Raw genomic sequence first — 12,658 nt, 5'->3', positions numbered from 1 at the left:
GCGGGGGCGCAGATTTCATGACCATCACCGTCGCCATCGTCGGCCGGCCCAATGTCGGCAAGTCGACGCTGTTCAACCGCCTCGTCGGCAAGCGCCTCGCGCTGGTCGACGACCGCCCCGGCGTGACCCGCGACCGGCGCGAGGGCGAGGGGCGGCTGGGCCATCTCAGTTTCCGCGTCATCGACACGGCGGGTCTCGAGGAGGCCAAGGCCGAATCGCTCGAAGGCCGCATGCGGGCGCAGACCGAGGCGGCGATCGACGACGCCGACGTGCTGCTGTTCATGATCGATGCCAAGGCCGGCATCACGCCGAGCGACCGGGCCTTCGCCCAGCTCGCGCGCCGCTCCGGCAAGCACACCATTCTCGTCGCCAACAAGGCCGAGGCGCGCGGCTCCGAAGGCGGTACTCTGGATGCCTATTCGCTCGGCCTCGGTACGCCGGTCGAGCTTTCCGCCGAGCATGGCGACGGCATGGGCGACCTGGTCCGCGCGCTCGCCGAGTTCGTCCCCGACGACGGGGATGAGGCGGACCTCGACGATGAGGGCGGGCGGCGCATCCGTGTCGCGGTGCTGGGCCGCCCCAATGCCGGCAAGTCGACGCTGATCAACGCGCTGCTCGGCGAGGACCGGCTGCTGACCGGCCCGGAAGCCGGCATCACCCGCGATTCCATCGCCGTCGATGTCGAGCGCCATGGCGTGGAACTGCGCGTGTTCGACACGGCGGGTATGCGCAAGCGCGCCCGCATTGACGACAAGCTGGAGAAGCTCTCCGTCGCCGACGGCCTGCGCGCCGCGCGCTTCGCCGAGGTGGTGGTGGTGCTGATGGACGCCACCCATCCCTTCGAGGAACAGGACCTGCGCATCGCCGACCTCGTCGAGCGCGAGGGCCGGGCGGTGGTGCTGGCGATCTCCAAGTCGGACCTCGTCAAGGACCAGCAGGGTTTCGTCACCCGCATGCGCGAGGATGCCGATCATTCGCTGCCGCAGGTGAAGGGCGCCCCCGTCGTGCTGGTCTCCGGTCTGACGGGCGAGGGGCTCGACCGGCTGGTGCGCGCCATCGCCCAGGTGCACGAGGTGTGGAACCGCCGCGTGGCGACCAACCCGCTGAACCGCTGGCTCGGCGAAGTGACCAGCGAGCATCCGCCACCGGCGGTGTCGGGCCGTCGCATCAAGCTGCGCTACATCACCCAGCCCAAGGCCCGCCCGCCGAGCTTCGTGCTGTTCTGCTCGCGCGCGGATGCGGTGCCGGAGAGCTATGTGCGCTACCTCGTGAACAATCTGCGCACCAGCTTCGACCTGCCCGGCGTGCCGATCCGCCTGACGCTGCGCGAGAAGGATAATCCTTACGCGGAGAAGGAGTAGCTCCTATACTGGGGCTTCCCTCCGCGACGCCTACTGGCGGCGCACCTTCCTCATCCTGTATCCGGCGACGCGCGCTTCGGCGCGGGCGCCTCATCGGTTGTCGCCATGCTCATCGGCATTCTTGCGGGCCTCATGACCGGGGCCTTGTGGGGGCTCACCTTCATTGCCCCGCGCGCCGTCCTGCCCTTCTCCGCCTTCGATCTCTCGGTGCTGCGCTATCTGATCTTCGGGCTGGTGAGCGTGGCGCTGATGGTCAGCCCGCATTTCCGTCCCACCGGCCTGTCGCGGCGCATGCTGGGCACCGGGCTGCTGCTCGGCGCCTTCGGCACGTTCGGCTATTTCCTCGCCATCTCCTACGCCGTGCTGCTTGCCGGCCCGGTCCTGCCGCCGCTGATCGCCGGGACCGCGCCGGTGCTGCTCGCCATCGTCGCCAATCTGCATGAGCGTTCCCTGCCATGGCGGCGCCTCGCCTGGCCGCTGGCGCTCATCGTGGCCGGCCTCGGCGTGGTCAATGTGGCGAGCCTGCAGGAAGCCCACCCCAATGAAGCCGGTGCCATTCTCGTCGGCGTCGGGCTCTCGGTGGTGGCGCTCATGGTCTGGGTCGCCTATGGCCTCGTGAACGCGATGGTGATGCGCGGGGCCGATGCGCCGGACGCACTGCGCTGGACGGGCCTTCAGGGGCTCGGCTGTGGGGCGCTGGCGCTGGTGCTGGTGCCGCTGCTCTCCGGCGGCCCGGCCATGCTGGACGTCGACAGCGCGGCCACGCAGCGCTTCCTCATCTGGGCGGTGGCGATGGGCGCCGTGGTGTCCTGGCTGGGAACCTATGGCTGGGTGGTGGCCTCCGAGCGCCTGCCCATGGCGCTTTCCGCCCAGCTTATCGTGGCGGAGACGGTGTTCGGCCTCGTCTATGGCCTTGGCTATGAGCAGCGCCTGCCGACCGCTCCTGAGGCGGTGGGCACGCTGCTTCAGCTGGTCGGCGTCGTGGTGGCGGTGGCGATCTTCTCCCGCCGCCGGATCATGCCGGAACCGGGAACGCCTTGAGAGTGCGGCTGGGGAAGTCGTAGAGCTTTCCGGTCTCGTCGAAATCCGGCAGGCACAGCCCGACAATGGCGGCGGCAATGTCCTCGGGCGCCGGCAGCGTATCGGGATCCTCGCCGGGAAACGCCTTGGCGCGCATGCGCGTGCGGGTCGGGCCCGGATTGAGCACGTTGACCCGCAGATTCGATATGTTGGCGACCTCGTTGGCCCAGGTGCGGGCCAGCATCTCCAGCCCTGCCTTGGTGATGGCATAGGTGCCCCAGAAGGCGCGCGCCTTGTGCGCGGCGCCCGAGGAGATCAGCACCGCGCGGCCGGCGGTGGAGACGCGTAGCAGCGGATCGAGCGAGCGCACCAGGCGCCAGTTGGCGGTGAGGTTCACCGCCAGTGCGTCGTCCCACTCCTTCGGCTCGACCTGAGCCAGCGGCGTCATCGGGCCGAGCACGCCGGCATTGCCGATGAAGATGTCGAGGCGGCCGAAGCGCTCGTAGATCGCGCCGCCGAGGCGGTCGATGGCGGGCGAATCCTTGAGATCGAGCGGCACCAGCGTGGCGGTGGAGCCGAGCTGGACGATGGCGTCGTCGAGTTCCTCGAGCGCGCCGGAGGTGCGGCCGATGGCGATGACATGCGCGCCGGCCTCGGCGAGGGCGAGGGCGGTCGCCTGGCCGATGCCGCGCGTCGCGCCGGTGACGAGGGCGTAGCGGCCCGCGAGCGGACGAGCAGCAAGGTTCGGCGCGGAAATGTCCGGCATTGGCGTGTTCCCTGGTGTCTCTCGAAGCTTATGAGGCGTCCGTCAGCACCACCGAGGGTGCGGAGCGCTTCGCCGGCCCGTGATAGACCGCTTCGATGTTATTGCCCTCGGGGTCGAGCACGAAGGCGGCATAATAGCCGGGGTGGTAGTCGCGCAGTCCCGGCGCGCCATTGTCGCGTCCGCCGGCCAGCAGCGCCGCGGCGTGGAAGCGCTGGACGGTTTTCTCGTCCGGCGCCTGGAAGGCGAGATGGGTACGCCCGGTGGTCGGCTCGCCGGCGGAGACGAAAAGCTCGTCGGCGAAGAAATAGCCCTCGCCATCGACCAGCGGCACGCCGAGCACCTCAAGGATGGCGCCGTAGAAGCGGCGGCAGGCGGGAAGATCAGCCACCACGAGCTGAATGTGGTCGATCAGCCGGCCCCTATGCCACTCGTTGAGCTCCACCATCGCCGCGCGCGCCTCGTTTCCTCGTGCCTCAGCTCGCTTCGGCCAGCAGCGAAAGCTGGCGCGGCGCGACCTCGCCGGTACGGTCGGTGAGCGGGGTGGGGTATTCGCCGGTGAAGCAGTGGTCGGTGAATTGCGGGTGCACCGGGTCGCGGCCCGCATAGCCCATCGACTTGTAGATGCCGTCGATGGAGAGGAAGGCGAGGCTGTCGGCGCCGATATAGCGGCGCATGCCTTCGAGGTCGTGCGTGGCGGCGAGCAGCTTGTCGCGGTCCGGCGTGTCGATGCCGTAATAGTCGGGGTGGGTGATCGGCGGCGAGGAGATGCGGAAATGCACCTCGCGGGCGCCGGCCTCGCGCATCATGCGCACGATCTTCACCGACGTCGTGCCGCGCACGAGGCTGTCGTCGATCAACACGATGCGCTTGCCCTCGACCACGGCGCGGTTGGCGGAGTGCTTCATGCGCACGCCCTGATCGCGCACCGACTGGGTCGGCTGGATGAAGGTACGGCCGACATAGTGGTTGCGGATGATGCCAAGCTCATAGGGCAGGCCGGAAGCCTGCGAGTAGCCGATGGCCGCCGGCACGCCGGAATCGGGCACCGGCACCACGAGGTCGGCATCGGCCGGGGCCTCGGCGGCGAGCTGGAAGCCCATGTTCTTGCGCACCTGATAGACAGAGTGCCCGCCCACCACCGAGTCCGGCCGGGCGAAATAGATGTACTCGAAGATGCAGGGGCGCGGGCGCACGGTGCCGAAGGGGCGCAGCGTCTCCACCTTGTCGGAGGAGAACACGATGACTTCGCCCGGCTCGATGTCACGCACGTGACGCGCACCAATTATGTCGAGCGCGCAGGTCTCGGAGGTGAGGATCGGGTGTCCGTCAAGCTCGCCCAGCACCAGCGGGCGGATGCCGAGCGGATCGCGCGCGCCCACCAGCTTCTTGTTGGTGAGGCCGACGAAGGCATAGGCGCCCTCGATGGCACGTAGCGCATCGACGAAACGCTCGGTGAAGCGCGGGCGCTTGGAGCGGGCGACGAGGTGGAGCACCACCTCGGTATCGGAGGTCGACTGGCAGATGGCGCCGTCGCGCACGATCTGCCGGCGCAGGGTCAGGCCGTTGGTCAGGTTGCCGTTATGGGCGATGGCGAAGCCGCCGCCGTCGAGTTCGGCAAACAGTGGCTGGACGTTGCGCAGGATGGTCTCGCCGGTGGTGGAATAGCGGACATGGCCGACGGCGATATGGCCTGGAAGCCGCTTGATGGCTTCGCCGTCGGAGAAGGCGTCGCTGACCAGGCCGAGGCGGCGCTCGGAGTGAAAACGCTGGCCGTCATAAGTGGTTATGCCGGCGGCTTCCTGTCCGCGATGCTGCAGCGCGTGCAATCCCAGCGCGGTGATGGCGGCGGCATCGGGGTGCCCGTAAATGCCGAACACGCCGCACTCCTCGCGCAGCGTGTCGCCGTAATCATCGTAGAAATCGTTCGCTTCGACCGATTTCGGCACCACGCCATCAACGGCAAAATTGGTCATGTGACCATCGCTCCGCTCTACGCAGTTCAAGGCTGCGCCGCTTCCCAAGCTGACCTGCAACGCACGTCGTCGAAACGCTGTGTCCCGAACACGCGGTCGAATTATGGCGTCGACGGAGCAGCCGGACCCGGATTGAACGGTTCGGGCGGCGGCTCGGTCGGCTCCGTATCCCGCGAGTTGCGAATATCGCGTATCAGGCTCTCGGGATCTTCCGGCAACACGGAAATGAGCCAGTCGCCCGCGCTTTGCAAGACCACCTTGGAGCGCGCGTCGCGAATCCATTCCGGCTGGCCCTGTTCATTCTGGACCAGCCAGTTGAAGAACAGATAGGCGACCACCATTATGAGGAATCCGCGTGCGAGGCCGAACAGGAAGCCCAGCGTGCGGTCGAGCGCGCCGATGCGGCTGTCGAGCACCAGGTCCGAGATGCGGACCGTGATGATCGAGACGATCAGCAATGTCAGCAGGAACACGCCGCCGACCGTCGCCGCCATGGCGAAGGTATCGTTGGTGATGTGCTGCTTCGCGTAGGGCAGCAGCAGCGGATACGCATAAAGCGTCACGCCCGCGGCGATAACCCAGGAGGCAATGGCGAAAATCTCCCGGACGAGACCGCGCACCATTGCGAGAAGGCCGGAAATCACCATCACGGCGATGAGAATGATGTCGAGCAGCGTCAAGTCTATCGCACCGTGACCATTGCAGCCTTCCAAGGGAAGAGCGGCGAATCCGCAAGCATCTCGCCCGAGCGAGGGCCGCGCGAGGTATAGCGCGGCCGGGGCGGGCCGTCATCCCTCTTGGTATCCCTGTTCACGCTCGCGCGCAGGTCTGCGCGGCCCGCGCGCGGCGATCGAGGCGACGATATCCCCAAGAGAGCCGACGGTCTCGACCGGGAGCGGGGTTTCCGGAGGCTCCTTGGCGGCGGCCTTGGCTGCCGGCGCCACGGCGCGGACGAAGCCGAGCTTGGCCGCTTCCTTCAGTCGCGCCACCGAGTGCGGCACCGGGCGCACCGCGCCGGTGAGGCTGATCTCGCCGAAATACACGCTGTCCGGGGGCAGCACCGCGCCCGACAGCGAGGAGACCAGCGCGGCGGCGACCGCCAGATCGGCGGCCGGCTCGGTAATGCGGAAGCCGCCGGCGACGTTGAGATGCACGTCATGCGCGCCGAGCTTCACGCCGCAGCGCGCTTCCAGCACCGCCAGCACCATGGACAATCGCGCGGGATCCCAGCCGACCACGGCGCGGCGCGGCGTGCCGAGGCTGGTCGGCACGACGAGCGCCTGCAATTCCACCAGTACCGGACGCGTGCCCTCCATGCCGGCATAGACGGCGGTACCCGGCGCGCCGCGGTCGCGATTCGACAGGAACAGCTCGGACGGGTTCGCCACCTCGGCGAGGCCGAGGCCGGTCATCTCGAACACGCCGATCTCGTCGGTCGGCCCGAAGCGGTTCTTCTGCGCCCGCAGGATGCGGAAATGGTGCGCGCCGTCGCCCTCGAAAGACAGTACGGCATCGACCATGTGCTCGACCACGCGCGGGCCGGCGATCTGGCCGTCCTTGGTGACATGCCCGACCAGGATGACGGCGGCGCCGGCGCGCTTGGCGTAGCGGATCAGGGTCTGCGCCGAGGAGCGCACCTGCGTGACCGTGCCGGGCGCGGATTCCACCGCGTCGGTCCACATCGTCTGGATCGAATCGATCACCACCAGCACGGGCCGCCGCCCCTCCGCGAGGGTGGCGACGATGTCCTCGACATTGGTCTCGGCGGCGAGCTCGACCGGGGCGCCGGACAGGCCGAGCCGCTCGGCGCGCAGGCGCACCTGCGCCACCGCCTCCTCGCCCGAGACATAGATGACGCGATGGCCCGCCTCGGCGAGCGCGGCCGAGGCCTGGATGAGCAGGGTCGACTTGCCGATGCCGGGATCGCCGCCGATGAGCAGCACCGAGCCCGGCACCAGACCGCCGCCGGCCACGCGGTCGAATTCCGAAATGCCGACGCGTACGCGCGGCGCATCCTCGGACGTGCCGGCGAGGCTTTCCAGCGCGATCAGCCGTCCCCGGCGCCCACCGCGCAGCGTCGCGGGCACGGCGTCAGAGGCGGTAGCTTCCTCGGCGATGGAGTTCCAGGCGCCGCAAGATTCGCATTTGCCCTGCCAGCGCGTGTGTGCGGCGCCGCAGATCTGACAGATGAAGGAGGCGGGGCGCTTGGCCATGATCTCGTCCAGAATAAAAATTGAAACTAAATCGAAATAAAATTGTAGGCTAGGTCTTTTGAATCATTATCAAGTAATTCCTACGATATGAGTTCGAATACGTATTCCTTCGCATTGCAATATTCTGCGCATCATCATACCGATCGGCGAAGGCGGCGCCCCGTGCATGGGCGGGTACAGAGGGCGTCGCATGTTGAGATCCATGAAGCTGGTCGTTGCACGCCCGAATCGGCGCTTCCTGTTGTGTTGCCTGATCCTGCTGCCCTGTACCCTGGGCGTAGGCAGTCTGCTGCTGTGGTTTTGGCGGCGCTCCTTCGTCTACAGCATCGATGCGAGGGGCATCGTTCTGTGGTCGGGCCGCGTCGAGTCCTGGAACGCGGTCCAAAGGTACAACATGCGCAAGCGGCAGGGGAACACCGCGTCCAAGACATCCCGGATCGATATCGTGTTCGCCGACGGCACTGCGACGATCCTGCCGCGCTGGTTCATGAACGGAGAAGAACTGCTGCGCGTGCTCCAGCACAATATGCGTCAGGCGAGGCCGTTGGGGGGAAAGATGCGCGTCAACCGCATTCCCAGGCACTGATGGCGACATCCGCAGGAGAGGACATGCGTCGCGGTGGTGTTCGTCTTCTGCCAGGTCACGTTTCCTCATGACCTGCCTGCCAAGCCCGTCCACGCCACAGATGATGTCCGCGTCAGGCGTCACCGGAGCGTGACAACAGAGCGTACAGATCGGCAAAAAGAACAACGAAAATCGAACTAATACAGAAGAATAAATGTCGGAGTTACGTTCGTGCGCGCTCCGATACGTAAGACATGATGTACCATTTGGCATCGAGGTGCGGTGAGTACATAATGCCAACAACAAAGTACGATGGTCGTTTCGATCGGCCGATCCGGGCGCGAGGCGCATTCCATGAATCAGGTCGTTGCTAGGTCTAACGGGCGCTTCCTGTTTTATTTTCTTATTATGATACCGATCACCTTCGGCGTCGGTAGCATCATCCTCTGGATCTGGCGTCGGTCCTTTGTATACAAAGTTGACGGGAACGGGATCTTGCTTCGCTCGGGACGGGAAATACCCTGGGCCGATGTGCAGAGCCTGCTGGCGCGCAAGGGCGCCGGAGAGAATTCCGGCACCGTGTCGCGGGTCGACATCGCCTATGCCGGTGGCCGCGCCCGCGTCATCTCGTCCTGGCTGGAAAACGGCGAGGAGGTGGCCGAAGCCCTGCGGACCGGACTGCGCGAATTCCGGCAGACCGGCACGCCGATGCGTAGCCACTACGTCCAGCGGCGCAGATAACGGCGGCCAAGCGAGGTCAGGATCTCGTAATCGATGGTGTGCGAGTGGCGCGCGAGGTCGTCAAGGCCCAGCCCCTCGCCGAGCAGCGTGGCGAAGCCGCCGGCCTCGACCGCGAATTCCGGCACGTCGGTGATGTCGACCGCCAGCAGATCCATCGAGATACGCCCGATCAGCGGGCAGCGATGCCCGCCGACCACCGCCTCGGCGCCGGGCCGCAGGTCCGACGCGCCGGCAAGCCGGGGAATGCCGTCCGCATAGCCCGCCGAGAGGATGGCGATGCGGCTCGGCCGCAGCGCAGTGTGGGCGCCTCCATAGCCGACAGTCTGCCCCTCATGCACGTTGCGGATCTGCACGATGCGCAGATCGAGCCGGACCACCGGCCGCAGCGGGGCGATATCGGCGCGTGGGCGGCCGCCATAAAGCGCGATGCCGGGGCGCACCAGGTCGAAATGCAGCGCCGGATCGCTGACGGCGCCGGCGGAATTGGACAGCGAGGCCCGCACATCGGGGAACAGCGCCGCGACCGCGCGGAAGTCTTCCAGCTGCTGCGCCGTGAGCGGATGGTCCGGCTCGTCGGCGCAGGCGAGGTGGCTCATGACGAGCACGAGCGGAAAGCCGAGCTCGTCGCGCCCTTCCGCGATGTTGATCGCCTCCGTGGGCGAGACGCCGAGCCGGTTCATGCCGGTGTCGACATGCAGCGCCGCCGGAAGCGCTTGCCCGATGCTCGCGCAGAAGTCGCGCCAGCGCTCGATCTCCGGCACGGAGCCGAGCACGGGCCGGAGCGCGAGGTCGCGATAGGTTGGCTCGGTGCCCGCGAACAGCCCGTTGAGCACGAAGATCTCGGCCTCGGGAAGCACCTCGCGCAGGCTGCGCGCCTCGCTCAGCAGTGCGACGAAGAAGCTGCGCGCGCCGGCCTGCCACAGCGCCGTGGCGGCCTGTACCAGGCCTATCCCATAGCCGTCGCCCTTGACCACGCCGGCGCAGACGGCCGGCGCGACGCGGCGGGCCAGTTCCTGGTAATTGGCGCGCAGCGCGGCCAGATCGATGGTGAGAACGCCGCCGGCCTCAGGCGGTGGGACAAGGTCGTGGGTCACGAAGGGCCACTCAGTGCTCGGGCATACGGTCCTGCTGGACCAGATTGGAGAAGCGCGTGTACTGCGCCTCGAAGGCGACCTTCACCGTGCCGGTGGGGCCGTGGCGCTGCTTGCCGATAATCACCTCGGCGATGCCCTGTGCCGCCTTCATGTCCTGGTCCCACTTGAACCATTCCTCGCTGCCTTCCTTCGGCTCGCGGCCCTTGAGGTAATATTCCTCGCGGAACACGAACATGACGACGTCGGCATCCTGCTCGATCGAGCCGGATTCGCGAAGATCGGACAATTGCGGACGCTTGTCGTCGCGACTCTCGACCTGACGCGAGAGCTGGGACAGCGCCATGATCGGCACGCCGAGCTCCTTCGCCAGCGCCTTGAGGCCGGTGGTGATTTCGGTGATTTCCTGCACGCGGCCCTGCGAGGCCTTGTTGGACGAGCCGGTCAGGAGCTGGAGATAGTCCACCACCATGAAGTCGAGGCCGCGCTGGCGCTTGAGCCGGCGGGCGCGGGCACGCAGCTGGGCGATGGAGATGCCGCCGGTGTCGTCGATATAGAGCGGGATCGTCTGCATCATCTGCGAGCAACTGGCGAGCTTGTCGAACTCGTGTTCGGAGATGTCGCCGCGGCGGATCTTGTAGGAGGCGATTTCCGCCTGCTCGGCGAGGATACGGGTCGCGAGCTGCTCGGCTGACATTTCCAGCGAGAAGAAGCCGACCACGCCGCCATTGAGCGCCCGGATCGAGCCGTCGGGCAGCGTCTCGGACTGGTAAGCTGCGGCGACATTGAAGGCGATGTTGGTGGCGAGCGAGGTCTTTCCCATAGCCGGGCGGCCGGCGAGGATGATGAGGTCGGACGGTTGCAGCCCGCCCATCATCTGGTCGAGATCGTCGAGGCCGGTGGCGGTGCCCGACAGATGCCCGTCGCGCTGGAAGGCGCGGCTCGCCATGTCGACCGCGTCCTTCAGCGCATTGCTGAAGCTGAGGAACCCGCCATCGTAGCGGCCGGTCTCGGCAAGTTCGTAGAGGCGCTTTTCCGCTTCCTCGATCTGGTCCTGCGGGGTGGCGTCGATATCGGCGTCGTAGGCCTCGTTGACGATCTCCTCGCCAATGGCGATCAGGTCGCGGCGCACCGACAGGTCGTAGATGGTGCGGCCGTAATCCTCGGCGTTGATGATCGTGGTCGCCTCGGCGGCGAGGCGCGCGAGATATTGCGGCGCGTTCATGCCGCCTACGTCGAAATCCGCCGGCAGGAAGGTCTTCAGCGTGACCGGCGTCGCCACCTTGCCGGCACGAATGAGCGCGGAGGCGGTCTCGTAGATGCCGACATGGATCGGCTCGAAGAAATGGCGCGGCTCGAGGAAGTCCGAAACCCGGTAGAACGCCTCGTTGTTGACAAGGATGGCGCCGAGCAGCGCCTGCTCCGCCTCGATATTGTGCGGCGCGCTGCGGTAGGGCGTTTCGGTCGCCGTCGGCGGGCGGGCAGGGGAATCGAGCATGTCTGTTCCGGGTGCGCAGGTGTCGGCCACCAGCTAACGCCACCACGGCAGGCGTGTCCGGGGCGAATCGCGCACGCCTTATTTTGTCCTGTGGAGGGCCTGTGGAAAGCACAATCGCACTTGACGCGATTCCGCCCCGATCAGGTCGCCTGCCGCTAGGTCACTCGCCGGCGAGGCGAAGGCCCGGACGATTGCGGTTCTCCGCCTTCTTCAGCACCGCCTCGTTCTCGGCGATGTAGCTGCGGGTTAGCGGCACCACGCCCTCGCGCTTGGCGAGCTGCACCTGGAACACCATCATGCCCTGATGGCGGAACGCCATCTCGGAAGAGGCGAGGTAGAACTCGAACATCCGCACGAAGCGCTCGTCATAGAGCCGCTCGACCTCCTCGCGATGGGCGAGGAAGCGCTCGCGCCACGCTTTGAGCGTCTCGGCATAGTGCAGGCGCAGAATCTCGACATCAGTGACGAACAGCCCCGCCCGCTCGATCGCCGGCAGCACTTCCGACAGAGCGGGGATATAGCCGCCGGGGAAGATGTACTTGGCGATCCAGGGATTGGTGATACCCGGCCCCTCCGAGCGGCCGATGGAGTGGATCAGCGCCACGCCGTCGTCCTTCAGCAGATCCGCGACCCTGGCGAAATACTCTTCATAGTGGCCGATGCCGACATGCTCGAACATGCCGACCGAGACGATGCGGTCGAACGGGCCGGGTGTGTCGCGGTAGTCCTGCAGGCGGAACTCGACGCGATCGCTCAGCCCCTTCTCCTCGGCGCGGCATTTGGCGACGCCGAGCTGTTCCTCGGAGAGCGTGACGCCGGTCACCCGCGCGCCGGCATTCTCGCCGAGATAAAGCCCCATGCCGCCCCAGCCGCAGCCGATGTCGAGTGCGGTCAGGTCGTGGCGGTCGAACAGCAGCTTGGCGGCGATGTGGCGCTTCTTGGCCAGCTGGGCGTCGTCCAGCGACTGGCCGGGCCGCTCGAAATAGGCGCAGGAATACTGCCGGTCGGCGTCGAGGAAGAGCGAATAGAGCCGCCCGTCGAGATCATAGTGATGGGCGACATTGTCCTTCGCCTTGCCCGGCGGGTTGAACTGGGCGAGACGCCGGAACCGGAAACGTAGCTTCATCAATGCCTTGGCGGTGACGCTCGGCACCTGCAGGCCGACCTGTGCCATGAGCAGGGCGAGAACCTCGGCGATGTCGCCCTGCTCGATGACGACGCCGCCATCCATATAGGCTTCACCGAATTTCAGCTCGGGATCGAGCGCGACCTGCCGCTGCCAGGCATCGGAGGTGAACCGGATTGCGAGGGGCGATCCGCTGCCGTCGCCATAGGTGGCGCGCCGGCCTGAGGCAAAAGTAATCGTCAGGGAGCCATGGCGCACAACGCGCCCGATGACCTGCAAGAGCAACCGTTCCATCGGCCAACTC

The 12,658-nt window shown here is 66.8% G+C and carries 12 protein-coding genes; 4 read left to right on the top strand and 8 right to left on the bottom strand.

Annotation, left to right across the window (positions count from 1 at the left end; all coding sequences use genetic code 11):
• Nucleotides 1-17 precede the first annotated feature (17 nt).
• Both der and ACO2RV_RS08735 read left to right on the top strand, forming a co-directional pair.
• Nucleotides 18-1,361 (top strand): ribosome biogenesis GTPase Der, encoded by a 1,344-nt coding sequence (gene der, locus ACO2RV_RS08740; protein ID WP_423291912.1) that lies wholly within the window; start codon nucleotides 18-20, stop codon nucleotides 1,359-1,361.
• Between the two features lie 105 nt (nucleotides 1,362-1,466).
• Nucleotides 1,467-2,402: a DMT family transporter gene (locus ACO2RV_RS08735; protein WP_423291910.1), complete on the top strand. Its 936-nt coding sequence runs from the start codon at nucleotides 1,467-1,469 to the stop codon at nucleotides 2,400-2,402.
• Here ACO2RV_RS08735 and ACO2RV_RS08730 read toward each other — a convergent pair.
• The 5 genes from ACO2RV_RS08730 to radA form a co-directional block, all read right to left on the bottom strand.
• Nucleotides 2,377-3,147, bottom strand: a complete 771-nt coding sequence (locus ACO2RV_RS08730) for an SDR family NAD(P)-dependent oxidoreductase (protein WP_423291908.1) — start codon at nucleotides 3,145-3,147, stop codon at nucleotides 2,377-2,379. The genes ACO2RV_RS08735 and ACO2RV_RS08730 overlap by 26 nt on opposite strands.
• A 28-nt stretch (nucleotides 3,148-3,175) precedes the next feature.
• A complete protein-coding gene (locus ACO2RV_RS08725; RefSeq protein ID WP_423291906.1) occupies nucleotides 3,176-3,592 on the bottom strand; it encodes a VOC family protein in 417 nt (138 codons plus the stop codon).
• Between the two features lie 28 nt (nucleotides 3,593-3,620).
• Entirely contained in the window at nucleotides 3,621-5,120 is a 1,500-nt protein-coding gene (purF, locus tag ACO2RV_RS08720) for an amidophosphoribosyltransferase (RefSeq protein WP_423291904.1), read from the bottom strand.
• A gap of 101 nt (nucleotides 5,121-5,221) precedes the next feature.
• Entirely contained in the window at nucleotides 5,222-5,800 is a 579-nt protein-coding gene (locus ACO2RV_RS08715; protein ID WP_423291902.1) for a CvpA family protein, read from the bottom strand.
• A gap of 108 nt (nucleotides 5,801-5,908) precedes the next feature.
• Nucleotides 5,909-7,333: a DNA repair protein RadA gene (gene radA / locus ACO2RV_RS08710; protein ID WP_423291900.1), complete on the bottom strand. Its 1,425-nt coding sequence runs from the start codon at nucleotides 7,331-7,333 to the stop codon at nucleotides 5,909-5,911.
• A 202-nt stretch (nucleotides 7,334-7,535) separates the two neighbouring features.
• On the opposite strand from radA, the gene ACO2RV_RS08705 reads away from it, so the two are divergent.
• On the top strand, nucleotides 7,536-7,919 hold the full coding sequence (locus ACO2RV_RS08705) for a hypothetical protein (protein WP_423291898.1): 384 nt from the start codon (nucleotides 7,536-7,538) through the stop codon (nucleotides 7,917-7,919).
• A 333-nt stretch (nucleotides 7,920-8,252) separates the two neighbouring features.
• Nucleotides 8,253-8,639, top strand: a complete 387-nt coding sequence (locus ACO2RV_RS08700) for a hypothetical protein (RefSeq protein ID WP_423291896.1) — start codon at nucleotides 8,253-8,255, stop codon at nucleotides 8,637-8,639.
• Here the strand turns inward: ACO2RV_RS08700 and alr are convergent.
• The 3 genes from alr to ACO2RV_RS08685 form a co-directional block, all read right to left on the bottom strand.
• The gene (gene alr / locus ACO2RV_RS08695; RefSeq protein WP_423291894.1) at nucleotides 8,618-9,733 is read right to left on the bottom strand and encodes an alanine racemase; all 1,116 of its coding nucleotides are present in this window, start codon (nucleotides 9,731-9,733) and stop codon (nucleotides 8,618-8,620) included. The genes ACO2RV_RS08700 and alr overlap by 22 nt on opposite strands.
• Nucleotides 9,734-9,743: 10 nt before the next feature.
• Complete coding sequence (locus tag ACO2RV_RS08690; RefSeq protein ID WP_423291892.1) at nucleotides 9,744-11,228, bottom strand: replicative DNA helicase; 1,485 nt, start codon at nucleotides 11,226-11,228, stop codon at nucleotides 9,744-9,746.
• A gap of 160 nt (nucleotides 11,229-11,388) precedes the next feature.
• Nucleotides 11,389-12,648 carry a class I SAM-dependent methyltransferase gene (locus ACO2RV_RS08685; protein WP_423291890.1) on the bottom strand — a complete coding sequence of 420 codons (1,260 nt, stop codon included), beginning with the start codon at nucleotides 12,646-12,648 and terminating at the stop codon, nucleotides 11,389-11,391.
• Nucleotides 12,649-12,658: the final 10 nt, after the last annotated feature.

Origin of the sequence: Ancylobacter sp. VNQ12 (assembly GCF_049445835.1) — a bacterium.
Lineage (GTDB): Bacteria > Pseudomonadota > Alphaproteobacteria > Rhizobiales > Xanthobacteraceae > Ancylobacter.
Note: the sequence above shows the minus strand (reverse complement) of the source record. Positions and strands in the feature narration are given on the sequence as shown.

What these genes read in the sequence shown, in the direction of transcription:
- der (WP_423291912.1), top strand. Translation starts at nt 18, where the DNA reads ATGACCATCACCGTCGCCATCGTCGGCCGGCCCAATGTCGGCAAGTCG.
- ACO2RV_RS08735 (WP_423291910.1), top strand. Translation starts at nt 1,467, where the DNA reads ATGCTCATCGGCATTCTTGCGGGCCTCATGACCGGGGCCTTGTGGGGG.
- ACO2RV_RS08730 (WP_423291908.1), bottom strand. Translation starts at nt 3,147, where the DNA reads ATGCCGGACATTTCCGCGCCGAACCTTGCTGCTCGTCCGCTCGCGGGC.
- ACO2RV_RS08725 (WP_423291906.1), bottom strand. Translation starts at nt 3,592, where the DNA reads ATGGTGGAGCTCAACGAGTGGCATAGGGGCCGGCTGATCGACCACATT.
- purF (WP_423291904.1), bottom strand. Translation starts at nt 5,120, where the DNA reads ATGACCAATTTTGCCGTTGATGGCGTGGTGCCGAAATCGGTCGAAGCG.
- radA (WP_423291900.1), bottom strand. Translation starts at nt 7,333, where the DNA reads ATGGCCAAGCGCCCCGCCTCCTTCATCTGTCAGATCTGCGGCGCCGCA.
- ACO2RV_RS08705 (WP_423291898.1), top strand. Translation starts at nt 7,536, where the DNA reads ATGAAGCTGGTCGTTGCACGCCCGAATCGGCGCTTCCTGTTGTGTTGC.
- ACO2RV_RS08700 (WP_423291896.1), top strand. Translation starts at nt 8,253, where the DNA reads ATGAATCAGGTCGTTGCTAGGTCTAACGGGCGCTTCCTGTTTTATTTT.
- ACO2RV_RS08690 (WP_423291892.1), bottom strand. Translation starts at nt 11,228, where the DNA reads ATGCTCGATTCCCCTGCCCGCCCGCCGACGGCGACCGAAACGCCCTAC.
- ACO2RV_RS08685 (WP_423291890.1), bottom strand. Translation starts at nt 12,648, where the DNA reads ATGGAACGGTTGCTCTTGCAGGTCATCGGGCGCGTTGTGCGCCATGGC.